Consider the following 26,217-nt stretch of genomic DNA (forward strand, 5'->3'; position numbering starts at 1 on the left):
CCGACAAGCCGCCGAGCCTGACCAGAAAAACCCAATGAAATCAACGACTTAGGGGTGTCGCTGGTCAGCGACCGCTTTCCGGTCCGGGCGACACGCCGTCGGCCTTGAAATGTCCGGGCGTGAGTTCGTGCTTCTGCAGCAGCCGGTAGAACTCGGTCCGGTTGCGGTCGGCGAGGCGTGCTGCATCGGCGACGTTGCCGTCGGTCAGCTTGAGCAGGCCGACCAGGTAATCACGCTCGAACCGCTGCTTGGCCTCGGCGTAGGTCTGCACCTCGACGCTCGGCACGCGGAGCGCGCGCTGCACCAGCGCCAGAGGGATCAGCGGCGAACTCGAAAGGGCGCACACCTGCTCGACCACATTGAACAGCTGGCGCACATTGCCGGGCCACGACGCGGTCGTCAGGGCCTTCAGTGCTTCCGGTGCGAAGCCGGACAGCCGCTTGCCGTACTTGGTCGACAGCCGCTGGAGGAAGTGGTTCGCGAGCAGGGGGATGTCCTCGCGCCGCGCCGAAAGGGGCGGAAGGCTCAGTGTCACGACGTTGAGACGGTAGTACAGGTCCTCGCGGAACTGGCCGGCCTCCATCGCGGCGTCCAGATCGCGGTGGGTGGCGGAGATGATCCGCACGTCGACTTCTATCGACTGGCTGGCGCCGAGCGGCCGCACCGCGTGTTCCTGCAGCACCCGCAGGAGCTTGACCTGCAGTGCTGGCGGCATGTCCCCGATCTCGTCGAGCAGCAGCGTGCCGCCGTCGGCCTGCTGGAACAGGCCCTTGTGATTGGCGACCGCATCTGTGAAGGCGCCCTTCATGTGACCGAACAGCTCGGACTCCAGCAAGGCCTCCGGAATGGCGCCGCAATTGACGGCCACGAAGGGCTTGTCGGCCCGTGCGCTCGCGCGGTGGATCGCGCGGGCGAGCAGTTCCTTGCCCGCGCCGCTGTCCCCGCGCAGCAGCACGCTGGCATCCGATTTGGCGACCATGCGGGCCTCGGCCAGCAATTCGGACATGCGATTGCTGCGGCTGACAATTTCCGCCCGCCAGCTTTCGTCGCCGCCCTTGCCGGGTGTCGCCGCGGGCGCGCCCAGGGCCAGCGCCTGCGCGATCTTGTCGAGCAGTTCACGCCCGTCGTAGGGCTTGGTCAGATAGGTGAAGACACCGCGCGCCGTGGCTTCGACCGCATCGGGAATCGTGCCGTGCGCCGTCAGGAGGATCACCGGCAGGGTCGGATGGCGCTTGCGGATTTCGTCGAAGAGCGCGAGCCCGTCGCGCCCCGGCAGCCGGACATCGCTGAGCACGAGTTGCGGGTGTTCGATTTCCAGTTGCGTCAGCGCCGATTCCGCCGAAGTCACGGCCGTGACCTGATAGCCGGACGAGGTGAGCCGCATCGACAGGAGCCGCAGCATGTCCGGATCGTCATCCACGACCAGCAGGCGCGCGCCGCGCGTTTCGCGGGCCGTCGCGGCTGCGACGTCCTTGGCGGGCGGGGGCGGTGCCGGGCTGCTCACGGTGCGGGCTTCGGGTTGTTGTTCACTGGGGCCGCCGGAGGCGGGGTCGGGCGCGTGAAGCTGCGCTCGATGGCCCGCAGCGCCTCGATGCGATCGTTCAACTGGTCGATGCGGCGCTGGCTGTCGCGCACCTGCTGCGCCTGCTTGTCGCGGTCTTCTTCGACACGACGCTGTTCAGCGTAGCGCGCCCCGAGCACCCGCGCGAGTGGCTGCAGCGGCAGCGCATCCGCCGAAGGATTCGTTGCCACGCGCTGGAGCAGACCTTGCGCCTTGGCGAGGTCCGCCGGAGCGCGGGTCTGGGCCAGGACGATCGCCGTCTGCATCTGCGTGGTCGGCGTCTCGATGAGATCGCCGAGCCGCGCCAGCTCGTTGGCGAGTTCGGGCGGGCCGAGCTGCCGCACCTTGTCGGCATAGGTGAGCATGGTGCCGACCGGGCCCTGCGGCTGTTGCGCGAAGATGCCGCCGGGCTGCGTCGCCGGCGCGACGGGCTCAGCCTCGACCGGCGTGACGGCCGGGGGCGGCGGTGGGACGACAGCGACAGTCACCGGTTCGGCCGGCGGCCTGCGTGGCGTAGTGCAGCCGGCCACAAGCAGCGGCATGACGATCGTCATGACGAGGGCGGATCTGCAAAAGATCGAGAAACACATGGGTCGGAAAATGGCGCGTCGGGCGGTGGTCGTCAGGTGGAGCGCGGCAGCTCGACGCGGAATCGCGCACCCGGCCCCTCCGGCAGCAGCGCGATGCGGCCGCCATGGGCTGCAATGTACTCCTGCACGATCGATAGACCGATGCCCGTTCCCTTGACCGAGTGCTGGGGTTGTCGCTCGCCGCGGAAGAAGGGTTCGAAGATGCGGTCGCGATCGCCTTCCGCGATGCCGGGTCCGGCGTCGCTGATGTCGATGTAGGCCTTGTCGGCCGTGCTCGATACCGCCATGGTGATGGTGCCGCCGCGCGCCGAAAACCGGATGGCGTTCGACAGCAGGTTGGCGAGCGCGGTGCCGAGCTTCACCGGATCCACCGCGACGGAGATCGGTTCGCCCTCGGCCCGAACGGTAAGCCCGTTGGCCTGCCATTGCAGTCGCTGCGCCTCGATCTGGTCCTCGATCAGCGGCAGCAGCGGCGTGCGTTCGCGGTGCAGTTGGCGCGCTTCGAAGGCCGCGGCGTTGAAGCGCAGCAGGGCCTCGATCTGGCTCTGCAGCGAAACGGTGTTCTGCTGCAGGATCTGCGCGACTTCGCGCTGCGCGGGGTTCAATGCGCCGGTCACGCCGTCTTCCAGCAGCGAGACCCCTTCGCGCAGGGCGGCCAGAGGCGTCTTGAGTTCATGAGAGACGTGTCGCAGGAAGCGTGCCTTGTCGGCGTCCAACTCGGTGAGCCGCAGCCGCAGCCATTCGAGCTGCTGCGACACGCGGCGCACGTCGGAGGGGCCATGGATGTCGATCGGCTCGTCGAGGCGGTTTTCGCCCAGCCCCACGATGGCGCGCTCCAGCCGCTTGAACGGCCGCGCCAGCCAGACGCCGAAAGCGAGCGCCAGGGAAACTGCCAGCGCGCTGGCGGCGACCACCAGCCGCATCAGCCGCGTGCGCGCCGTCTCGATGCGCTCGGCGAGAGCGTTGTTCCGGGTCTCGATCAGGAACTGGACCTGCTGCGCGATGTTGGTGTTCAGCGCATCGAGATCGCGGAACTGCATCGCCATGGAGCTTTCGCGCGCCAGTGCCGTCTCGGGGGCGCCGCTCATCAGGCCCTGGATCACCTCGAACTGCTCGCGCCATTTGTCGGGGCCGTCGCTCGAAAGGCCGTTGGCGGCCAGGCGCTCGAGCACCTGGCGCGCGTCGCGCGCAGCGTCGTCGAAGCGGCGGCGCAGCACGGCGTCGTTGAGCACCAGCGACTGCCGCCCGGCGCGCTCCATCGCGGCGCTGCGCTCGGCCAGCGACTGCGCCGCGCCCGACAGCGTGAGCGCGCGCGCCGCCGCGTCGCGGCTTTCGGTCATGAGGAGGTCGTACTGGAAGACCGCGCGCAGCGCGACGCCCACCAGCAGCGCGGTGATCAGGAGAAAGGCGAACAGCAGCAGCTGCTGGAAAGAACCGCGCGCCGACTTCAGCTTCGCCATCAGGCGACGGGCACCGGTGCAGGCCGGCAGGCCGCGTGCGTCGACTCGGCCGTCACGACCTCGCCGCGCAAGGTATAGGCGAGCGAGCGCGTGATCCGCAGGTCGATCATCTGGCCGACCAGCCGGTCGTCGCCTTCGAAGTTGACGACCCGATTGCACTCGGTGCGGCCCATCAGCTCGCGGGCGTCTTTGCGCGATGCGCCTTCGACCAGCACGCGCTGCACGGTGCCGACGCGGCTCTCGCCGAAGCGCTTGACGTTGCGGTCGATGACAGCTTGCAGCTGCTGAAGCCGCGCCAGCTTGACGGCATGCGGCGTGTCGTCGTGCAGCGCCGCGGCGGGCGTGCCGGGGCGCGGGCTGAAGATGAAGCTGAAGCTCGCGTCGAATTCGAGGTCGTCGATGAGCTTCATCATCTTGCCGAAGTCGTCGTCGGTCTCACCTGGGAAGCCGACGATGAAGTCGCTGCTGAGCGCCAGGCCGGGACGGATTGCGCGCAGCTTGCGCACCGTGCTCTTGTATTCCATGGCCGTATAGCCGCGCTTCATTGCCATCAGGATGCGGTCGCTGCCGTGCTGCACCGGCAGGTGCAGGTGGCTCACGAGTTGCGGGACCTTGGCGTAAGCCTCGATGAGCCGCGGCGTGAACTCGTTGGGGTGGCTCGTCGTATAGCGGATGCGCTCGATGCCGGGAATCTCGGCGATGTATTCGATGAGGAGCGCGAAGTCGGCGATCTCGGCGGTGTCGCCCATCCGGCCGCGGTAAGCGTTCACGTTCTGTCCCAGCAGCGTGACTTCGCGCACGCCCTGGTCGGCCAGTCCGGCGACTTCGACCAGCACGTCGTCGAGCGGCCGGTTGATTTCCTCGCCGCGTGTGTAGGGCACCACGCAGTAGCTGCAGTACTTGGAGCAGCCTTCCATGATCGACACGAAGGCGGTTGCGCCTTCGACCCGCGCAGGCGGCAGGTGGTCGAACTTCTCGATCTCGGGAAAGCTGATGTCCACCTGCGGCTGGCCTTCGCGGTCGCGCTGGTTCAGCATGTCGGGCAGGCGGTGCAGGGTCTGCGGACCGAACACCACGTCGACATAGGGCGCGCGGGCGATGATGGCCGCGCCTTCCTGGCTCGCGACGCAGCCGCCGACGCCGATCTTCACGCCCTTGGCCTTGAGGTGCTTCACGCGGCCGAGGTCGGAAAACACCTTCTCCTGGGCCTTCTCGCGCACTGAGCAGGTGTTGAAGAGGATCAGGTCGGCCTCGTCGACGTTGGTGGTGGGCTCGTAGCCTTCCGCGGCGCGGAGCACGTCAGCCATCTTGTCCGAGTCGTACTCGTTCATCTGGCAGCCGAAGGTCTTGATAAAAACTTTGGGGTTCATGGTTCTCTCCCGAGAAATTCAAATGTCGCCCGGCGAACGCCGGTTTGTTCGCGGGATGCCGCGGAACTGGCTTCGCCAGGCCGCAGGCGTCGCCCCCGGCAGGGGGCGGCGGCTACACGAAGTGAGCAAGCCTGGGGGCGAGCTCTACTGCCCGTACCTGGGCAGTTGGTCGAACGGCGTCTTGCCGTCGTCGCGCGGGCCGCTGTCGGCCACGAAGGGCCAGAAGTTCAGCAGCGGCTTCTCGGCCGATGCGCGCTTGGCCCGCGCTTCGTCGGGCGTGAGGATCCACACTTCGCGCACCAGGCCTGCGGCGTCGCGGGTGTAGTTCACCAGCAGGTTCTGGCCGGTGATGGCAGCCGGCATCACGAGCATGCGGTTGGACCCGAGGATGCGTGCGCCGGGCGAGAGGCGTTCAGCCTGGCCGTCGAGCTGGATCTCGGGCGCGTTCACGACCATGAATTTGCCGCGCAGCGTGCCGACCGGAAAGTTGCGGCCACCGTTGGCGGCCTCGTTCTGAGTGGCGGAAGGATCTTGCAGCTGAGCAGCGGCGCTGCCCGAAAAAAGGGCGGCAGCGGGCACTAGCATTGCGCTCAGCGCTATTAAAATGAGAGCGTTCAGGGGGTTTTTGCAGCGGTTCATGGGGTACATCCAGAGGCTGTGGGTGCGGGGATTCTAGCGGCCGCATTCCACCAGACGAGCCGCGGAATGTGCCATCGTGCATGAACGCTTTACTTATCTTTACGGCAGCCAGGGGCTCTTTTTCGCTTGCGCTGCTCCAATAGTTGCCGCCGTGAAAATAGTGCCTGCGCTCAGGCCCGGCGAACCCTTTCGATTCAATAGCAAGGCCCCATGAAGAAGAATCTCGTTCTCACCCTGTCGGGTGTGCTGGTCGTGGCTGCGGCAGCGGGCACCTGGTGGTGGTCCGGGGCCAAGACGCGCGGAACGGCCCAGGGCGGCGCGGCGGTCGAGGCCGGCGCGGGCAAGTCCGGCACAGGGGGCGCCGGGGCCGGCGCTCCGGCGCTGGTCACCCTGGCAGCGGCGAAGAAGCAGGACGTTCCGGTCACGGTGCAGGTCAATGGCAGCGTCGTGTCGCTGAATAGCGTGGACCTGCGGCCGCAGGTGACGAACACGGTGCGGGAAGTGCATGTCAAGGAAGGCCAGTTCGTCAAGGCCGGCCAATTGCTCTTCACGCTCGACGACCGCCCCGACCAGGCCAATCTCGCCAAGGCCAAGGCGCAGCAGCAGCGGGACGAGGCCATGCTGGCCGACCTGGAGCGTCAATACAAGCGCAGCCAGGACCTCGTGTCGCAGAACTTCATCGCCAAGAGCGCTGCCGACGCGACGCTGTCGCAACTCGAAGCGCAGCGCGCGGCGGTCGCGGCGGATCGCGCGGCGGTGCAATCGGCGCAGGTGGCGCTGGGTTATGCCACGCTGCGCGCACCCATCGCGGGGCGCATCGGCGCGGTCAATATCTACCCGGGCACGCTGGTGCAGCCGAGCCTGTCACTGGTGACCATCACCCAGCTCGATCCGATCGCGGTGAGCTTCCCGGTGCCCGAAGGCAAGCTGCAGGACCTGCTGGCGGCGGCGCGTTCGCACACACCGGTTGAAGCTGTCGTGGCCGGACGCAAGGAGCCCCTGAAGGGGGCGCTCAGCTTCGTCGACAACACGGTCGATCCGCTGATCGGGACCGTGCGCGCCAAGGCCGTGTTCGACAACGCCGATCAGAGCCTCTGGCCCGGCCAGTTCGTCGAGACACGCGTCACCGTCCGCACGATCAACGACGCGACAGTGCTGCCGGCTTCCGCACTGATGATGCTGGCGGACGGCGTCTCGGTCTACGTGGTCGACGCCGACAAGAAGGCGGCGCGGCGCAAGGTCGAATCGCTCTACACCTTCGGCACGCAGGTTGTCGTGCGCGGCGTGGAGCCGGGCGAACAGGTGGTCATCGAGGGCAAGCAGAACGTGCGGCCCGGCGGCAAGGTGCGCCTCGATACCCCCGCCCAGCCGCAACGGCCGGGCGACGCGGCGCCCGGACCCGGCAGCGCGGCATCGGTCGCGCCCTCTAACGCGAGCATCGTCGCGGAGCGGGAGCGCACATGAACATCTCCGAGCTGTGCATCCGTCGTCCTGCGATGACGGTGCTGCTCTCTGCCGCGGTGGTGGTGATCGGCATCTTTGCCTATTTCCAGATACCGGTCGCGGCGCTCCCCAGCTACAACACGCCGGTCATCAACGTCAATGCGCAATTGCCTGGCGCCAGTCCGGAGACCATGGCGTCATCGGTCGCGTTGCCGCTGGAAAAGCAGTTCTCCACCATCCCGGGCCTGCAGACGATCAGTTCGGTCAACACCCAGGGCGTGACCTCCGTCACGCTCGAATTCGTCAGCTCGCGCGACATCGACGCGGCCGCGGTCGACGTGCAGGCCGCGTTGCTGCGCGCCCAGCGGCAACTGCCGCAGGAACTGACGCAGCTGCCGTCGTACCGCAAGGTCAACCCGGCCGACGCACCGGTGCTGTTCATCGCGATGGTCTCGAACTCGATGACCCCGGCAGAGCTGAACGACTATGCCGAGAACCTGATTTCGCCGACCCTGTCGACCATCGACGGCGTGGCGCAGGTGGCGGTGTACGGGCAGAAGCGCTTCGCGGTGCGCGTCAAGGCCGATGCCGACCTGCTCAACGCACGCAACATCACGCTCGACGAACTTGCCAACGCTGTCCGGCAGGCGAACGCCAACACGCCGGTCGGCGTACTGGACGGCCCGCGCCAGACGCTCACCATCCAGGCCAACGAGCAGATGCTCAAGGCGGCGGACTTCGCAAAGGTCATCGTCGGCCAGCGCAATGGCGCGCCGGTGCGGCTCGACGAGGTCGCGACCATCGAAGACAGCTTCGAGTCGGTCAAGACCGCGAGCAGCTTCAACGGCCAGAGTTCCATCTCCCTGGCCGTGCAGCGCCAGCCGAACGCCAACACGGTGCAGGTGGTCGATGCCGTGCGGGCGCTGATGCCGCGTTTCAAGGAAGAGCTGCCGCAGTCGGTCGAGATCAACATGGTCAACGACCGCTCGCTGTCGATCCGCGAGGCCGTGCACGATGTGCAACTCACGCTGCTGGGCACCATCCTGCTGGTGGTGCTGGTGATCTTCCTGTTCCTGCACCGCCTCGTGGCCACGCTGATCCCGGCGCTGACGATCCCGATCTCGCTGATCGGCGCGGTGGCGCTGCTCTACGCCTTCGGCTACAGCCTGGACAACGTGTCGCTGCTCGGCATCACGCTGGCCGTCGGGCTGGTGGTGGACGACGCGATCGTGGTGCTCGAAAACATCATGCGCTACGTCGAAAAGGGCATGGAGCCCTTCGCGGCCGCGTTGCGCGGCGCGCGCGAAGTGGGCTTCACCATCATCTCGATCTCGATCTCGCTGGTCGCGGTGTTCATCCCGATCTTCTTCATGCCCGGCGTCATCGGCTTGCTGTTCCACGAATTCGCCGTGGTGGTGGGGCTGGCGGTCATGGTGTCGGCGATCGTCTCGCTGACCCTGGTGCCGATGCTCGCGAGCCGGCTGCTCAAGCACACGCCGCGCGAGGACGGCGCGGTCGATCACGAGGAGGAGCATCCCGAGCCGGGCACCGCCATCGGCCGGGCTTTCGAGCGCGGCTACCGCTGGGTGCACAGCAACTACATGCGCACGCTCGACTGGACGCTGCGCCATCGACCGATCATGCTGATCGTCGCTGCCTCGACCTTCGCGCTCACTGCGTGGATGTTCATCACCATCCCGAAGGGCTTCTTCCCGGAGGAAGACATCGGGCAGATCCAGATCACGACCGAGGCAGCCGAGGACATCTCCTTCCCCGCGATGAAGGCGCTGCAGGACCGCGTGGCCGAAGCGCTGCAGGCCGACCCGAGCGTGGACTACGTCAATTCCTTCATCGGCGTCGGCGGGCCCACCGCCACGCAGAATTCGGGCCGGCTGTTTGCGGTGCTCAAGTCGCGCAAGGAGCGCCCGCCCATGCCGCAGGTGCTCGAATCGCTGCGCAAGCGCTTCCGCGAGATTCCGGGCATCGCCGTGTACATGCAGCCCGTACAGAACCTGCGTCTGGGCGGCCGGCAGAGCAAGGCGCGCTTCCAGTACACGCTGCAGAGCGTGAACGCCGGCACCATGAGCGTGTGGGCCGACAAGCTGATGGAACGCATGCGCGCCGACCCGGTCTTCCGCGACGTCACCAGCGACTCCCAGAACCGCGGCCTGCAGGCGACGCTCGACATCGACCGCGACAAGGCCGGCGTGCTCGGCGTCGCGGTGGGCGACCTGCGCACCGCGCTCTACAACGCCTATGGCGACCGCCAGATCGGCAGCATCTACGGCGCGAGCAACACCTACCAGGTGATCCTCTCGGCGGCCGACAGCGACCGCCAGTTCGAGGAAGACATGTCGCGCCTGTCCGTGCGCAACAAGGCGGGCCAGTTGGTGCCGCTCTCGGCCTTCTCGACCGTCAAGCGCACGGTGGGGCCGACCTCGGTCAACCACCAGGGCCAGCTCCAGGCGGTGACCGTGTCGTTCAACCTCGCGCCCGACGTGCCGCTGGGCAATGCCACGGCCAAGATCGACCAGTTCAAGGCCGAGCTGAAGATACCGCCCTCGATCATCACCAGCTACGGCGGCGATGCGGCGGTTTTCCAGAGTTCGCAAGGCAGCCAGGCGGTGCTGCTCGTGCTGGCGGTGCTGGTGATTTACGTGCTGCTGGGCGTGCTCTATGAGAGCTACATCCATCCGCTCACCATCCTGGCCGGCCTGCCCTCGGCTGCGGTGGGCGCGCTGCTGTCGCTCAAGCTCTTCGGCTTCGACCTGACGCTGATCGCGACCATCGGCATCCTGCTGCTCATCGGCATCGTGAAAAAGAACGCGATCATGATGATCGACTTCGCCCTCGAAGCGCAGCGCACCGAGGGCATGAAGCCGATCGACGCCATCCGCGAGGCTTGCCGGCTGCGCTTCCGCCCGATTCTCATGACCACGCTGGCCGCGATGATGGGCGCGCTGCCGCTCGCGCTGGGCCTGGGCGCCGGCGCCGAACTGCGCCAGCCGCTGGGCGTGGCGGTGGTCGGCGGTCTGATCTTCTCGCAGGTCATCACGCTCTACATCACGCCGGCGATCTACCTCGCGCTCGACCGCTACAGCGGCAGCGGGCCGATGCAGGAACTGCCGGGAGAGAACAAGCTGCCGCAGCCCGCTGCCGGCACGGCGACCTGAACGGGCCGGGCCGCTGCTGCGCGCCGGTGTCAGTGTTCCAGGAATACCGCGGAACTGGCTTTGCCGGGCCGTTCGTATTGCCCCCGGCAGGGGGTTGGCGAAGCGACACGAAGTGCGCGAAGACTGGGGGCGAGCGTCAAGGTAAAGCGTCGCGTGCGAAGGCCTGCGCTGCCAGCGGCATGCGTGCCGAAGGCCGTTCGGTCGCGGTGGCTGCCTGCTGTGGCGATGCGGACTGTCCGCCGTGCGTTACACGCAGCACCCAGTCGCACACCACGTTCATGAAGGTCTGCTGCGCAGCCATCGAGGTCAGGCCGTGGTCGATCTCGCCGATGAACTCGTACTCGAACTGACGCATGAAGGGTTCGTTGGCAAAGGGGCCGAGCTGGTCGCGGTTCCGGTCCGTGACGTGCAGGGTCCCGGTATAGAGCAGCAGCACGGCGAGATTCCGCGCTGCCACCTGAGACATCGACCGGCGGAAGGTCGCGGCCGTAACTTCCGGCGGATCGGGGTCGAAGATGTGGGGTGCCGCTGCCGCCGCCGCGCTCGGGGACAGCTTGCGCTGGACCCAACGCCCGAGCTTGCCGATGAAGGCCGGATTGGTCGGCGCGGCCAGCGCCCGGCGCACCATGCGTTCCAGGCGGGTGCGGCGTCCGGGGAACGAATAGCTGTCGAACATCAGCAGCCCGACCACCCGCGCATCCGCGACCGCGAGGGAGAGGCCGTTGGTCGCGCCAGAGCACAGGCCGATCACGATGAAGCGGCGCACGCCGAGCATGGTCTCGATCAGGCTCATCGCGGCTTGCAGGTCGTACACAGCTTGCGTGAGGAAGTGCTCCGAGCCGCTGGCCGGTCCGCTGTCGCCGAGGCCCGAGAGGTCCAGGCGGATGCTGCTGATGCCGCGCGTGGCGAGCTGGCGCGCCAGCTTCACGTTGATGCGACGCGGCCCGATGTGGTGGTTCGCGCCCATGTTGAGCATGAGGCAGGCGACCGGCGCCATCGAACCTTCGCCGGGGGTCGTGACGATCCCGATTAGCGAGCCATCGGCGCCGAACTGGACCGGGGTTTCCTTGCAATCATTCATGAACTTCTGCCATCAGACGTTGCAGCGCTTCGGTCGGGACCATGGCGTTGTTGGGGTGTGGGTCCGAGGTCCAGATCAGCGGGTGCTGGAATTGGGAGATCTTCACCGGCATGTGACGAGCGGCTTCGGCTTGCGCCCACTGGTGCGCTGCTTGGTCTTCCGCGTTCGCCAGCATCACGGTTTCGTGCAGTGCGGTCAATTGGAGGGTTTGCGGAGCGAGCGCGCGCAGCTGCTGCCGCATGGTGGGCGAGATGCCGAAGCCGAACAGTTCTTCGGTGAAGGCGTCGGGGTCTTTCGCGAGGCGGCGGCGCCACGTCGGGTCGGGCACGCAAAAGGAGCGTTCGAGCGCGTCGACGTGGCCGGCGCGCAGCGTGTCCAGGTAGCGGGCACCATCGACGATCGGGTCCCACAGGACGAGCCGCGACGGGTCGCAGCGGCCGCTCTTGGCCGCCAGCACTGCCATCGCGGCGCCCAGGCGCGAGCCGAGCCAGAAGATGCGGCGCGAGCCCGCGCGCCGGCGCAATTCCTCGTGCGCCGAGCAGACGTCGCGGCGCCAGCCTTCGAGCTCGCCGTCGGTGTCCTCGCCTGGCGAGTCGCCGGTGCCGTAATAGTCGAAGCGCAGCACCGCCACGCCGCCGCGTGCGAGGCGGTCGGCCAGCACGCGGAACAGCCGGTGCGCCCGGATGGCTTCCTGGCCGAAGGGTTGGCAGATCAGCAGGGCCACGCTGCCGTCGCGTTCGGGGGCATGGAACAGCCCGAACAACTGGCGTGAGGCCGGGCCGAAGAGCATCGGGGTCATGCGTACAACTCGCTTTCCTGCATCATGGGGCGCGGCGCAATCGCATCGACCGCCACCACTCGGGCGATCGCGCACACCACTCCCTGCCCGCCATCGAATGAACTCAGCGCCAGGCGCACCAGACTCCCGTCGCTGGCGATCTGCACGTCGCGCGCATCGCCGGCCAGGCCCACCTCGAAGCTGCGGGTGTCGGCGCTGAGGCCCATCCCCGTGGCTTTCAGGCAGGCTTCCTTGCGCGTCCAGCAGCGCAGGAAGGCGCGGTCACGCTCGTCCGGTCGAAACTCTTCCAATGCACACCGCTCCGTTTCCGTGAAATGCGCGTCGGCCAGAGCCTCGGCATCCGGCATGTGGCGCAACAACTCGACATCGACGCCGACCTCCGCATCCGTGCTGATCGCAATCAGTCCCACCGACTGGCTATGGCTCAGGTTGAAGCGCACGCCGGCCGGCTCGACCAGTGTGGGCTTGCCGAAGGCGCCATGCGTGAAGTCCAGGAACGCGCCCGGGATACCGGTGTGCGCCGACAGCGTGCTGCGCAGCGCCGAATGGGCGGCGACGTAGCGATGGCGGTCCCGCGCGAAGACGAAGCGGTGGGCCCGCTCCCATTCTTCGTTCGACAGGCAGGCGGCCGCTTCCGGCCCCGGCACGACATCGAGATCCACACGCCACAACTGGCAGTGCGCCACGGAAGGAATCTGGACGATGGACATGGCCGTCGCCCTCTTCAGCCCTTGCGGCTCCAGCCCCCGAACACGCGGCCCAGCAGGCCGCGCTTCGATCCGCTCTCTTCCGAAGCCTGCGCGGTCGCCTCGATGGCGGTGCCCGCGGCGGTCGAGGCGAGTTGCGCCAGGCTTTCGAACACGTAGCGGCGCGGCTCCACACGGAAGCCGAGGCTCTGCTCCGCCTGCCGAAGCACACGCATCGCCAGCAGCGAATCGCCGCCGAGGTCGAAGAAGTTGTCGTTGGCGCGGATGTCGTTGACGTCGATGTTCAGTGCGCTCGCCCAGATCTGCGCAAGCCGGGCCTGTTCGGGCAGCAGCAGCGCCGGCGGCCCTTTCTCCTCCTGGACCGGGGCTGCTGCGGACACGGCCTGCTGCGGCGGCGTGTCGCCGGCGGCGAGGCGTTGGAGGTACTTGGCGCTTTCCGAGTCGCCCGAGGTCCAGAGCGCCTCCAGTGTGTCGTCCGGCCGTTGTGCGACGAGGTGCAGCAGTTCGACGAAGCGCTCCTTGAAGGCGGCGCCCGTTTCGCGGCGGTAGATGTCGGCGTTGTAGGTGATCGCGCCTTCCAGCCCCTTCGGCTTGTCCATGAGCCAGATGCCGAGGTCGTCCGTCGCGCCGCGTTGCAGCAGGTGCATCTGACGGTCCTGGAGATCGCCGATGCCCGGCGGCCGTTCGCGCGCATCCTGGAAGGAGAAGAGGGCCTGGTAGAGCCCCACGCCCTGGGCGCGCTCGACGAACTCGGGCTCGACCACCAGGCGCTCGAAGGGCACCTGCTGGTAGTTCATGACTGACAGCAACTCCTGCTTGACGTAGCGCATGAACTCCCCGAAACGCAGCGAACCGTCGACCTGGAAGGACAGCGGCAGCACGTTGTTGAAGAAGCCCATGATCGACTCGGTCTCCGGCGCTTCGCGGCCGCGCACCGGCGTCGCGATCACGATGGAACGTGTCTCGATGACGCTGCTCATCATCAGGATGTAGACGCCGAGCGTCAGCATGTTGAGCGTGACGTTGTGGCCGCGCCCGGCGTCGCGCAGGCGCTCGGTCAGTGCCTTGTCGACGCTGATCCAGTGCGTGCCGCCTTGGCCGCTCATGCCCGCGCGGCGCGGCATGTCCGTCTGGGGTGCCTTGGGCGTCGGCGAATTCGCGAAACGGTTCTTCCAGTATTGCAGCTGGGTCTCCAGCTCCGGCTGTTCCAGCCAGTTCGCGTACCACTCGGCGTAGTCGCCGTGGGTCAGGACGGGCTCGGGCAGTCCGTGCGGCTCGCCGCGCACCAGCGCCCCATAGATCTGCGACAGCTCGCTCTGCAGGATGTCGAAGGACCAGCCATCCCACACCAGGTGGTGCGGCACGAAGACAAAAGCATGGTCGTCTTCCGCGACCTTGTACAGCGCGGCATGGAAGAGCGGGGCCTTGTGGATGTCGATCGGGCGGTCGGCCAGCTCCTGCATGAGTTCGAGCAACTCGTCCTCGCGCTGGTCCGCAGGCAGGCTGCCGAGGTCGACCAGAGGCAGTTCGTAGTCGATGCTGTCGGCGATCAGCGCCACCGGCTCGCCGGTCTGTGGATCGATGCCCACCGAGGTGCGCAGCGAAGCCTGCCGGCGGATGATTTCGCGGAGCGCCGCATTGAACTTGGGAACGTCCAGCGGCCCGCCGAGCCGGTGCGCGGAAGGCGCGTTGTAGACCGAGCGGCCCGGGTGCAACTCCTCGACGAAGCGGATGCGCTCCTGCATCGGCGTGAGCGGCGCGCTGCGGCGGCCGGCCATGTGCGGAATGGGCTCGCTGCGCGGCGCGTCATCGCCGCTCAGGCTGTCGATCGCCGCTGCCAGCCGCTCGGCGGTCGGGGCTTCGAACAGAGTGCGAAGCGGCACCGTGATGCCGAACTCGCGGCTCAGCAGCGTCGACACGCGAGCCGCGAGCAGCGAATGTCCCCCCAGCGCGAAGAAGTCGTCGCGGATGCCGAGCCCGGGCAGGTTGAGCACGCGCTCCATGGTTTCCATCACGACGCGCTCGCGCTCGTTGCGGGGCAAGACGCGTTCCGTCGTTTCCTGCCGGGTCGCGCTCGGCTTGGGCAGGGCCTTGCGGTCGACCTTGCCGTTGGGCAGCAGCGGAATGGCGTCGAGCGAGACGACGTGCTGCGGCACCATGTACTGCGGCAGGCGGCTGCGCAGATGGCGGTCCAGCGCCGCGAGGTCGACCGTCGCACCGGGGGAATTCGCGAGGTAGGCCACCAGTCGCACGTCGCCGGGCTGGTCTTCGCGCGTGACCACCACGCTGCGGGCCACGCCGGGTGCCTCGTTGCAGCGCGCCTCGATCTCGCCGAGCTCGATGCGGTAGCCGCGCACCTTCACCTGGAAGTCGAAGCGTCCCATGTGCTCCAGCAGACCGTCGTTGCGCCAGCGGCCGCGGTCGCCGCTGCGGTAGATCAGCGTGTCCACGCCGTCGATGGCGGTCGTCACGAAGCGCTCCGCCGTGAGTTCGGGGCGATCGAGATAGCCGAGCGTGACGCCCATTCCGCTGATGCAGATCTCGCCCGGCACGCCGATGGGGCAGGGTTGCAGGTTGTTGTCGAGGATCCAGACGCCGGTGTTCGCCATCGGGCGGCCGATCGAGACGCCACGCGCCGCGATGCGCGGCCGCTCCATGCGCCAGACCGTCGACCACACGGTGGTCTCGGTGGGCCCATACAAGTTCCACAGCTCGGAGCTGCGATCCAGCAGTTCGAGCGAGAGGTCCGCTGGCACCGGCTCGGCGCCGATCCAGGCGCGGAAGCCGCGTGCACCCGACCATTGCGCATCGAGCAGCAGCCGCCACATGCCGGGCGTGGCCTGCAAGATGGTGATGGATTCGGATTCGAGCAGCGCGCGCAGGCGGTTGCCGTCCATGGCGACCTCGCGCTGCACGATGACGATCTCGGCGCCCGCCGCCAGCGGCAGCATCACTTCGGGCACAGCCATGTCGAAGGACAGCGTGGTCACGGCGGCCAGGCGGTCCTGCGCCGTGATGCCGGGCTCGCGCTGCATGGTCTGCATCAGGTTCGCAACCGCGCGGTGCGGCACGCACACGCCCTTGGGCTTGCCGGTGGAGCCGGAGGTGTAGATCACGTAGGCCGTGTCCTCGGCCTGCGCGTCCTGGGATCCCGCCGCGAGCGGCGTTGCCGGCTCGTCGAGCCAGGCGGTCTCGCGGTCGAGCAGGAACACGCGCTGGGCCGCATCGGCGCACCAGTTGACCGGTGCGGCGGCGATCGACGATGCGGTCAGCAGCAGTCCCAGGCGCGCATCCTCGGCGTAATAGTCGAGGCGGGCCTGCGGGAAGGCGGGGTCCAGTGGCACGTAGGCGGCGCCGCTCTTCAGCACGGCGAGCAGGGCCACGAACATGTCGGTGCCGCGGTCCAGGCACAGGCCGACGCGCTGGCCGCGGCCCATGCCGCGTGCGCGCAAGGCGTGCGCCAGGCGATTCGACCGCACGTCGAGTTCGCGGTAGCTCATGCTTCGCGCGCCGTCGCGCAGGGCCGGCCGCTCGGGCTGCGCGGCCGCATGCGCCACGAAGCCGGCGTGCATCAGCGGATCGCCTTCGATCGGCGTCGGTGCCGGCTGCAACGCGGTGATCGCACGCGCCTCGTCGGCCGACAGCACCTGCAGCTTGCCGACGGCCTGCGCCGGGTCATTCACCACGGAGCGCAGCAGGCATTCGTACATGACCAGCCAGCGGCGCACAGTGGCATCGTCGTACAGGTCGGCGTTGTATTGCGCCTCCATCTGCATGCCGCCGACCACGGGCGTGATGTTGAGGAAGAGCTCGAAGTTCTCGTAGCGGCGCGCGATGGTGCTCTGCTCGACCTTCAGGTCCGGGAAGTTGCCGTCGTTGGGCGCCGCATCGCGGTCGACGTTGAACAGCACGTTCACCAGCGGCAGCCGGCTCGGGTCGCGCGGCACTGGCAGCTTCTTGAGGAGCGAGCCGTAGGTCAGCGTCTGGTGTTCGAAGGCATCGAGCAGCGCGCTGCCCGATTGGCGTGCGAGCGCATCGAAAGGCGCATTCGCGTCGACTGCCACGCGAATCGGCAGGAGGTTCACGCAGTGGCCCACGAGGTCCGGCATGTCGCTGGGCATCTGCCCCGCGGCGGCGATGCCGACCACCAGATCGTCCTGCGCCGTCAGCCGGTGGAGCGTCGCGGCAAAGGCGCTGAACATCGTCGCGAAGAGACTGGTGCCCGTTCCCGAGCCGACCTTGCGCAGCCCGTCGATCAGGGACTGGTCCAGCACGTGGTCGATGCGGTAGGAGCTGAAGGTGCGAACGGCAGGCCTTGGGCGGTCGAGCGGCAGTTCCAGCACCGGCAGGCTGCCCCCGGCATAGCGCGAGAGCCAGTAGTCGATGTGCGTCTGCATGTCGGGGCTCGACGCTTCCTCGGCCTCCCACGTGGCGTAGTCGGAGTAGCGCGCGGCCGGTTCGAGCGCCGGGCCGGCGCCGGTCTGCTCCGCATAGAGCGCGCCGAGGTCCTCGCTGATGACGCCCCACGACCAGCCGTCGCAGATGGCGTGGTGCGCGGTCATCACGAGCACATGGTCGGTCGGAGAGAGCTGATACAGCGCGGCCCGGAACAACGGGCCTTTCTCCAGCAGGAAGGGGTCCTGCACGGCGGCAAGCCCGTCTTCCTCCAGCCGGCGCTGCTGCGCGGCCGCGTCGAGGTGTCGCAGGTCATGCTGGCCCATCTGCACCGGAGCGGCCTCGCCGATCAGCAACTGGGTGCCGTCGGGCGAGATCGTCGAGCGCAGGGATTCATGGCGTGCGATCAGCTGGTCGAGTGCCGCGCCCAGCGCGGGCGTGTCCAGCAGGCCCTTGAGGCGAAGCCGCATCGACTCGTTGTAGGCCAGCGATGCCTGGGGGCTCAGCCGGTCGCCGAGCCAGACTTCGCGCTGCGCTTCGGTCGTCGCGACGATGCGCTCGATCAGGCCCACGGCGAACGGGTCGAACTCGTCCACGGCGCTGTCGTCGGAGGGGGTGAGGACGGCTGTGGTCATGCTTGGAACTTCATGAATTTGCCTTGGGCGGTCGGATCGGGAACGAACCATGCGGGCTGGCCGTCCTTGTCACGGCCGAGGCGCGCGTTGGGCACGGGCGGGTTGGACGGGTCGAAGGCCGGCTTCGGCGCCGCACGGCGCGGCAGCAGTTCGGCCTCCTGCATCTCGGCGATCGATTCCTTGAAGGCGGACTTGATGGTCGCGATGTCCTGCTGCGTGTGCGCGGTCGTCATGAAGCAGGGGAAGTTGTCCAGGATGTGCACGCCGCGGCTGCGCATCATGGCGAACAGCAAGTCCTGCAGCGGGTGGTCTTCCAGCCAGCTCACGCGCCACAGCGATGAGAAGTAGCGAATCTCGAGAGGCGCGCCGACCTCGCGGCAGAAGGCCGAGAGTTCGTCGGCCATGGCCGCGGTGTGCAGGTTCAGCTGGGTCTGCAGCTTGTTGTTGTCCTGCTTCAGGTGTTCGAGCGCGGCCTTGGATGCGGCGAGCGCCAGCGGGTGCCGAACGAAAGTGCCGGCGAAGTAGGTCACGCCCACGGTGGGCACCGAGTCGTCGCCGTACTGCCAGGGGCCGCCATCGAGCGCGTCCATGTAGGTGCGCTTGCCGGCGATCACGCCGACCGGGAAGCCACCACCGAGCACCTTGCCGTAGGTCGCGAGGTCGGCGCGGATGCCGAACACGGCCTGCGCGCCGCCCAGGTCGCAGCGGAAGCCGGTGATGACCTCGTCGAAGATCAGGCAGGTTTCGGACTTCTCCGTGATGGCCCGCACCTCGCGCAGGAACTCGCGCGGCTGGAAGTCGGGCCGGCGGCTCTGCACCGGCTCGACCAGTACGGCGGCCAGGTCGTCGGCATTGGCGCGGATGAACTCCAGCGCTTCCGGCGTGCCGTAGTCGAGCACGCGGACGTCGCCGAACATCCCTTGCAGCACGCCCGGCGCCGCCGACATGCCCTTGGCATTGCGCCCTGCGCGCACCAGCACTTCGTCGAAGGTGCCGTGGTAGGAGCCCGTGAACAGCACCACGGTGCTGCGGCCGGTGACCGTGCGCGCGATGCGCAGCGCGGCCATCACGGCCTCCGAGCCCGTGTTGCACAGGCCTGCGCGGTCGAAGCCGGTGAGGTCGCACAGAAGTTGCGTGACGTCGGCCGCGAGCGGATGCTGCGGGCCGATCTCATAGCCCAGGTCCAACTGCTTGCGCACTGCGTCGTTGATGAAGTCCGGCGTCCAGCCGAAGAGGTTCATGCCGAAGCCGTTCAGCGTGTCGACGTATTCGTTGCCGTCGATGTCCCAGAGGCGTGAGCCCTTGGAGCGCTCGATGACGATCTGGTAGGTGATCTCCTTGGTCGCGGGACGGAAGCCGTTGACCACGCGCGGATCGGCCATGTGCGGACGGTTGCGCTCGGTGAAGGCCTTGCTGCTGCGCGTGCGCTCCACGTAGCGCCGCATGAAGGCCGCCAGGCGCGCCTTCTGCCGTTCGGTCGGCTCCTTGCTCTGCGTGTGGATGCGCGCGATGGCGCCGAAGGCTTTCTTGACGTCGTACTTCTGCAGCGGCGCGGCGGGCTCTTCGGTGGCAGCCGGCGTGGGGGAATTGGACGCCGTAGCCGCGGCGGTGGCCATGGGCGTGGGTTGCTCCGCCACCGATGCCGGCAGCGCTGGGCTGACCGGAACCGTCGGCGCCGCCGACAGCAATGCGAGTTGCTGTTGCATCAATTGCATCTGTTGCGCGATGACCTGCTGCATCAGGGTGCCGTTGCCCGCCGCAAGGCCAGCCGAGGGCTGAATCGCCGGCATCGCAGGGATCGACATGGCCGCCACCTGTTGAGGCATGGCCGCCGCCGCTGCGGGTGCCGCCATTGGCACTGCGGCCACGGGTGCTGCCGGGTCGGGTGGCAGCGTGGCATCCAGGAACTCGGCCAGCGCGTCGAAGCTGCGATAGCTTTCCATCAGCTGCCGGAAGGTGAGGTTGACCTTGAAGTTCTTCTTGACTTGCAGCGCAGCCTGCGTGAGCGTGAGCGAATCGAGGCCGATCTCGACGAAGGGCGCTGCGCCCTCGACGTCGCTCATGTCGACACCCGAGAGGTTCTCGAACAGTTCGCGCAGGCGCGTGACGAGGGATGCACGGCGCGCGGGGGGCGCGGATGTGGCGACAGCAGCGACAGTCATTGTCAACTCCGAAATCGATGTGGAAGGAGGGGCTGAAAGGGCGGAAAGGTCTGAAGAAGGGGCAAGAGCGACAGGTGCAACCGGCACGACTGGCGCGGCGGAAGCCGTTGCCATCTCGACCCAGAAGCGCTTGCGCTCGAACGGATAGGTGGGCAGGCGCACGCGATGCTTGCGCTCGCGCGGATCGAGGGCGCCGAGGTCGATCTCGACGCCTTGCGCCCAGAGACGCCCGGCGGCGAGCCGCCATGCGGCGCTCTCGCCCTGTGCCGGGTCCGGCAACAGCGACCCGGCAGGTGCGGGCACCGCCTTGGTCGCGTGCTGGCGCACCAGCGTTGCGAGCGTGTTGCGGGGGCCGATCTCGACGAAGAACGGATGCGCGAGCTGGCCCAGCACTTCGCGCACGGCGGGCGAGAAGCGAACGGTCTCGCGCAAGTGCCGGGCCCAGTAGTGCGGGTCGGTCGCTTCCTCGTCCGTCAGCAGGCGGCCCGTGAGCGTCGAATAGATTGGCAGGCTGGGCACCGACAGCGGCGTCTGGCGCACCAGCGCCTCGAAGGGCGCGACGGCGGCGTCCATCATGGCGGAGTGGAAGGCGTGCGAGGTCTGCAGCGTCTTCGCGACGATGCCCTTGGCCTCCAGCGCGGCGCGCAGGTTCTCGATCGCATCACTCGGACCGGCGGCGACGCAGACGGCCGGGCCGTTGTCGGCGGCCAGTGAAATGCCTTCGGGCAGGAGCGGCAGCAGCTCGGCGGCCGCGAGGCGCACCGACAGCATCGTGCCGGCAGGCAGCGCTTGCATCAGCGCGCCGCGCTGTGCCACGAGCCGCGCGGCGTCTTCGAGGCGCATCACGCCGGCCAGCACGGCGGCGGCGAATTCGCCCACGCTGTGGCCGATCATGGCGGCCGGCGTCACGCGCAGCGCCATGAGCTGGCGCGCGAGCGCGTATTCGAGTGCGAAGGTGGCCGGCTGCGTGACCGATGTGGGGGTGAGCGCCGACGCATCGTCCGAGAACATGCGTTCGCGGAGATCGAAGCCCAGCACGTCGTCGAAGGCCTTCAGGCACTCGTCGAAGGCAGCGCGGAAGACGGCGTCACCGGCGTAGAGGGCGCGGCCCATGCCGGCGTACTGCGCGCCCTGGCCCGGGAACATGAAGACCGGCTTCGGCACCCAGGCATTGACCGAGCCACCGGCGCGAGCGGGCGAGTCGGCCGTGCGCAATGCCGCGACGGCTTCATCGAAAGACTCGGCGACCACGCAGGCGCGATGCGCGAACTGCTTGCGACCGACACGCAGCGTGTGGGCGACGTCGGCCAGCGCGGCATCGCGATGCGTGTCGAGGTGATCGGCCAGGCGGGTCGCCGCCGCGGCGAGCGCTGCGGGCGACCGGGCGGAAAGGGTCAGCAACTGTGGACCCGTCGCGGCATCGGAGGGCACGCGCAGCGGCGCTTCCTCGATGATCACGTGCGCGTTCGTGCCACCCACGCCGAAGCTGCTCACACCCGCGCGGCGCGGCGTTGCTTCGCGCGGCCACGGGCGCAGCTGGTCGTTCACCCGGAAGGGCGAGGTGTCGAAATCGATGGCCGGGTTCGGCGACTCGTAGTGCAGGCTCGCGGGAATCGCCTCCGCATGCATCGAGAGCGCGGCCTTCATGAGCCCGGCGGCGCCGGCGGCCGTGACCATGTGGCCGACGTTGCTCTTCAGTGATCCGATGGTGCAGAAGCCGGTATCTGCGGTGTGCGCCGCGTAGGCCCGCGTGAGGCCTTCGACTTCGATCGGGTCGCCCATCGGCGTCGCCGTGCCGTGGGTTTCGACGTAGGAAATGCTCCGGGCCTCGACGCCCGCCGATGCCAGCGCGGCCTCGATCACTGCGGCCTGTCCGTCCACGCTCGGCGCCGTGAAGCTGGCCTTGGCGCCGCCGTCGTTGTTGATCGCCGCACCGCGCAGCACGGCATAGATGGTGTCGCCGTCGGCGATCGCGTCGGACAGCCGCTTGAGCAGCACGACCGTCGCGCCGTCGCTGAAGACCGTGCCCTTCGCCTTGGCGTCGAAACTGCGCGTATGGCCGTCGGGCGACAGCATCGAGCCTTCGTTGTAGAGGTAGCCGCTGCGTGGCGGGCAGGTGACCGATGCGCCGCCCGCCAGCGCCATCCTGCACTGGCCGGTGCGCAGCGCATGGAAGGCTTGCGCCACCGCCACCAGCGAGGTCGAGCACGCGGTGTGCACGCTCACGGCCGGGCCGGTCAGGCTGAGCTTGTTCGCCACGCGGGTCGTGATGTAGTCCTTCTCGTTGCCGAGCATCACCTGGAACTCACCGACCATGTCGATCAGGTCCGGGTGCGCCGTCACGTGGCGCTGGAAGTAGGTCGCGTTGTACATGCCGCCGTACACGCCCACCGGGCCGGGCGCCTGATCGGGCACGTAGCCACCGCGCTCGAGGCATTCCCAGCAGATCTCGAGGAACACGCGGTGCTGCGGGTCCATCAGTTCCGCTTCCTTCGGGTTGATGCCGAAGAAGGCTGCGTCGAACTGCTCGATGTCGTCGATCACGCCGCGTGCGCGCACGTAGGCGGGGTCGGCCCGCAAAGCGGCGCTGACGCCGGCGTCCAGCGTCGCATCGTCGAAGAAAGTGATCGATTCGCGGCCCGCCATCAGGTTGTCCCAGAACTGCTCGACGTCCGCAGCACCCGGGAAGCGGCCGGCCATGGCGATCAGCGCGACCGGTTCCATGCCGTGCGTCGCTTGCGGCACTGGCCTGGTGGCCTCGCGCTGCGGCGCGGCCGCCTCGTTGTCCTGCATCCCGGCGGCCAGGGCCGCGGGCGTGGGCTGGCGAAAGAACAGATTGGTCGAGAGACGGCGTTCGCTGCCGCTCTGCAGATCCTTCAACACCTTGAGCACCAGCAGCGAATCGCCGCCGAGGTCGAAGAAGTTGTCGTTGCGGCCGACCTGGTCGATACCCAGGGCGCGTGCGAAGGCCGCGCACACCCTGCGTTCGGCGTCGTCGCGCGGTTCTTCGAAGGTCTGCGCGAGTTCGGGCCGTTGCCTCGGGGGTTCGGGCAGCGCACGGCGATCGAGCTTGCCGTTGGTCGTGACCGGCAGTTGTTCGAGCCAGACCTGCGCCGCGGGCAGCATTGCTTCGGGCAGGCGCTCGGCGAGGTGTTGGCGCAGGGCCGTCCACGGCACCTCGGCGCCGCGGGCCACCAGGTAAGCCACCAGGCGAAGCCGGCCAGCCGCGTCGGCACGTGCGATCACCGCGCAGGACTTGATGCCAGAGTGCGCGAGCAGTGCGGCCTCGACTTCGCCGGTCTCGATCCGATGGCCACGGATCTTGACCTGCCCGTCGATGCGGCCGATGTACTCGATGGTGCCGTCGGGAAGCCATCGCGCCTGGTCGCCGGTCCGGTAGAGGCGGTCGTCAGGCCCGCCGAACGGATCAGGGATGAACCGCTCCGCGCTCAGGTCGGGCCGCTGCAGATAGCCACGCGCCAGGCCGCGTCCGCCGATGCAGAGTTCGCCGACGAGACCGGCGGGCAGCATCGCCATCGTCGGACTCAGCACGCGCAGCGCGGTCTCGTTGATGGGCAGTCCGATCGGCACCGAGCGAGCGTCGGCCGGCAAGTCGCGCGGAATGCGGTGCGTGGCCGCGAAGGTCGTGCATTCGGTCGGCCCGTAGCCGTTGATCAGCGTGAGGCCGGGCAGGGCGGCCATCGCGCGCCGCACATGCGGCACCGACAGCGCCTCGCCGCCGGTGAGCAACTGGCGCAGGCCGGCCAGTTGCGCGGGATCGTCATCGACCACCGCGTTGAAGAGCGCGGCCGTGAGCCAGGCGGTCTTGACCGAATGCTGTGCGATGGTGCGCGCCAGTCCGGCGCCGGTGGGCACCTGCTCGTCATGGACCACGCAGATGCCACCATTCAGCAGCGGGCCCCAGATCTCGAGCGTGGAGGCATCGAAGCCCAGTGGCGCGGCGTGCAGCATGGCTTCGCCGGGCGGGAGTTCGACGTAGCGGGCATCGACCACGAGACGAAGGATCGAGCGGTGGCAGATCTCGATGCCCTTCGGCGTGCCGGTCGAGCCCGAGGTGTACATCACGTAGGCCACTGATTCGCCGCCTGCCGGCGCGGGCGCGAGCGGCGGCAGCGAGGCGTCGTCGTCCATGGCCTCGTCGATCGACAGCAGCGCCCGTCCGGCGGGCACGAGTTGTCGATGCGCGGTTTGGGTCACGACCAGCCCGACATCGGAATGCGTCAGCATGAACGCGATGCGTTCGGCCGGAAAGTCCGGCTGCACCGGAACGTAGACCGCGCCGGCCTTCAGGATGCCGAGCAGCGCGACCACGGCTGCGCTCGATCGGTCGAGCATCACGCCCACAGTGTCTCCGGCGCGGACGCCCCGCGCCTGCAGCCTGCGTGCCATGCGCTCGGCCCGGTCCGCCAGTTCGCGGTAGCTCAGGAGACCATCCTCGCCGATCAGGGCGATGGCGTCTTCGCGGGCCGCGACCTGGCGGTCGAACATCGCGTGAACCGTCAGCGTCGGATCGTAGGGGGACGGTGGGGTGTTCCAGACATCCAGTTGCTGCTGCCGGTCAGGTGCCGTCAGGGTCCGGATTTCGCGCAGGGTGGCCGTGGGCCGCTCCAGCAGATCGGATGCTGTATCTATCAGTGCTGCCAGCAGGCTTTCGGCGGCTGTGCTTTCGAGGACTGCGGCGGCGGCGGTCAGGTGGAGTGCGGCGGATTGGCCGGCCCAAGTGGTGCGCCACTGAAGCAGGGGGCCTTCGCCGCTGGCTGCGGGCGCGCCATCGCGAAGCCACAAGGCAAAGGGCTGTGCCTCGGCCGCCGGGACGGCGGCGGACGCACTGCGACGGGCCTGATCGACCTCCGAGAGCCAGTGGCCCGCCGTGGCCGTATCGTCGCAACGGATCGCGACGCTCACCGTGCGGGCAGGCGCTTCGCCGAGGAACTCCCCAAGTTCGACGATCGCGGAACCCAGCCAACGCGACTGCAGGAGGCACCAGGCCGCGGCGAAAAGCGTGTCCGGAAGGAATCGGGATGCTTGAACCAGGTCCGCCCACCTCGCGCCGAGGTCCGGGGACAGCGCGGCGCTGCCTGTTTGGCGAGCCTGGGTCTGGCTGCCGGACGGACGCACGAACAAGTCGATGAGCGAGAGCACCGCCGCCTCGGACGATGGTGGGGAAAGAGGCTGTTGTTCCATGAACTGCTGACTCCGCGAATGAATGGTCCGATGCCCTTCAGGTAACCCCTGCTGTTTCAACCGTTACGTCTCTTCGGCGAAAGATGTATCAGCGCCGAAGAGTAGTCACAAAGCGCTCATTTTTGACCGAGGCTCCATATTGCCCTCTAGAACCCCCTCGCGCCACCGGACGAAAGCCATGTCGGCCAGCCTATGTCGTTTGGATGCTTTGCAACATTCGACGCACTTGGTTGCGTTTCCCGCCTGGAGATGCTTCGTGTAGATACGATTCTGCGCTCATTTTTACAAAATGAGTACAAACGACTGACGTCAATCGTTTGTTGCACTGCGGAAACGAAGAGAACGCGTTTAGGCGGTCGCTTCGTCCAGCGTCCCGTCGCCCTGGAGGTGGGCGGTGTCGGCCCAACCGACCAGCGTAAAGCCTTGCGGTGTCCACAGCAGGCGGTTGATGGCTGCATTACCGAGGTGCCAGGTGCGTGGTGCCTGCAGTTCCTGTCTTGTTGCAGCGCGATAGAGGACGTCCATCACGCCGCCGTGTGCCACCAGGACCACGAGTTCGCCCGGATGCCGCGCCGCAAGCCGCGCCGCGGTACTCGTCACTCGTTCACGGAAAGTGAGCAGAGACTCACCCCCTTCGGGGGCGAATTCTGGATCGCGGGTCCGCCAGAGGCGTGCCTGATCCGGCAAGGCGGCGTCGATGTCGGCGAAGGTGCGGCCTTCGAAGAGGCCGAACGATCGTTCGCGCAAACCCGTGTCGAACGCTACTTCGATGCCATGTGACTGGGCGATCTCGAGCGCCGTCTGCCGCGCCCGGGCGAGGTCGCTGGCGTAGATGGCCGCGATGGGGTCCTCCACGAGCGCCTGCGCAACGCGCCGGGCCTGCCACAGGCCGGTGTCGTTGAGCGCGATGTCGATCTGGCCCTGGATGCGGCTGTCGACGTTCCAGGCGGTCTCGCCGTGGCGAACGGCGATGAGTCGGGTGGGCTCCATCCGAAAG

The 26,217-nt window shown here is 68.0% G+C and carries 13 protein-coding genes; 2 read left to right on the forward strand and 11 right to left on the reverse strand.

The window, feature by feature from the left end; all coding sequences use genetic code 11:
- Positions 1–64 precede the first annotated feature (64 nt).
- The 5 genes from QTI24_RS16550 to QTI24_RS16570 form a co-directional block, all read right to left on the reverse strand.
- Entirely contained in the window at positions 65–1,504 is a 1,440-nt protein-coding gene (locus QTI24_RS16550) for a sigma 54-interacting transcriptional regulator (protein ID WP_503011267.1), read from the reverse strand.
- Positions 1,501–2,115 (reverse strand): hypothetical protein, encoded by a 615-nt coding sequence (locus QTI24_RS16555; protein ID WP_286601839.1) that lies wholly within the window; start codon positions 2,113–2,115, stop codon positions 1,501–1,503. Before QTI24_RS16555 ends, QTI24_RS16550 begins: the two co-directional genes overlap by 4 nt.
- Before the next feature lie 68 nt (positions 2,116–2,183).
- On the reverse strand, positions 2,184–3,611 hold the full coding sequence (locus tag QTI24_RS16560; RefSeq protein WP_286601840.1) for a sensor histidine kinase: 1,428 nt from the start codon (positions 3,609–3,611) through the stop codon (positions 2,184–2,186).
- Positions 3,611–4,981: a tRNA (N6-isopentenyl adenosine(37)-C2)-methylthiotransferase MiaB gene (gene miaB, locus QTI24_RS16565; protein ID WP_286601841.1), complete on the reverse strand. Its 1,371-nt coding sequence runs from the start codon at positions 4,979–4,981 to the stop codon at positions 3,611–3,613. Before miaB ends, QTI24_RS16560 begins: the two co-directional genes overlap by 1 nt.
- Positions 4,982–5,125: 144 nt before the next feature.
- Entirely contained in the window at positions 5,126–5,620 is a 495-nt protein-coding gene (locus QTI24_RS16570; RefSeq protein WP_286601843.1) for a hypothetical protein, read from the reverse strand.
- A 210-nt stretch (positions 5,621–5,830) separates the two neighbouring features.
- Here QTI24_RS16570 and QTI24_RS16575 point away from each other — a divergent pair, with 210 nt between their 5' ends.
- Positions 5,831–7,084: an efflux RND transporter periplasmic adaptor subunit gene (locus QTI24_RS16575; RefSeq protein WP_286601845.1), complete on the forward strand. Its 1,254-nt coding sequence runs from the start codon at positions 5,831–5,833 to the stop codon at positions 7,082–7,084.
- Positions 7,081–10,236, forward strand: a complete 3,156-nt coding sequence (locus tag QTI24_RS16580; RefSeq protein WP_286601846.1) for an efflux RND transporter permease subunit — start codon at positions 7,081–7,083, stop codon at positions 10,234–10,236. Before QTI24_RS16575 ends, QTI24_RS16580 begins: the two co-directional genes overlap by 4 nt.
- Before the next feature lie 136 nt (positions 10,237–10,372).
- Here the strand turns inward: QTI24_RS16580 and QTI24_RS16585 are convergent, their stop codons facing one another.
- The 6 genes from QTI24_RS16585 to QTI24_RS16610 form a co-directional block, all read right to left on the reverse strand.
- Complete coding sequence (locus QTI24_RS16585) at positions 10,373–11,317, reverse strand: alpha/beta fold hydrolase (RefSeq protein ID WP_286601847.1); 945 nt, start codon at positions 11,315–11,317, stop codon at positions 10,373–10,375.
- On the reverse strand, positions 11,310–12,116 hold the full coding sequence (locus QTI24_RS16590; RefSeq protein WP_286601849.1) for an alpha/beta fold hydrolase: 807 nt from the start codon (positions 12,114–12,116) through the stop codon (positions 11,310–11,312). The genes QTI24_RS16585 and QTI24_RS16590 overlap by 8 nt, the downstream gene beginning before the upstream one ends.
- Positions 12,113–12,826: a 4'-phosphopantetheinyl transferase family protein gene (locus tag QTI24_RS16595; RefSeq protein ID WP_286601850.1), complete on the reverse strand. Its 714-nt coding sequence runs from the start codon at positions 12,824–12,826 to the stop codon at positions 12,113–12,115. Before QTI24_RS16595 ends, QTI24_RS16590 begins: the two co-directional genes overlap by 4 nt.
- 14 nt (positions 12,827–12,840) lie before the next feature.
- Positions 12,841–17,853, reverse strand: a complete 5,013-nt coding sequence (locus QTI24_RS16600) for a non-ribosomal peptide synthetase (RefSeq protein ID WP_286601852.1) — start codon at positions 17,851–17,853, stop codon at positions 12,841–12,843.
- Positions 17,850–25,220, reverse strand: a complete 7,371-nt coding sequence (locus QTI24_RS16605; protein ID WP_286601853.1) for a polyketide synthase — start codon at positions 25,218–25,220, stop codon at positions 17,850–17,852. The genes QTI24_RS16600 and QTI24_RS16605 overlap by 4 nt, the downstream gene beginning before the upstream one ends.
- Before the next feature lie 348 nt (positions 25,221–25,568).
- A complete protein-coding gene (locus QTI24_RS16610; RefSeq protein ID WP_286601854.1) occupies positions 25,569–26,210 on the reverse strand; it encodes a histidine phosphatase family protein in 642 nt (213 codons plus the stop codon).
- Positions 26,211–26,217 lie beyond the last annotated feature (7 nt).

Source organism: Variovorax sp. J22P240 (assembly GCF_030316855.1).
Taxonomy (GTDB): domain Bacteria; phylum Pseudomonadota; class Gammaproteobacteria; order Burkholderiales; family Burkholderiaceae_C; genus Variovorax.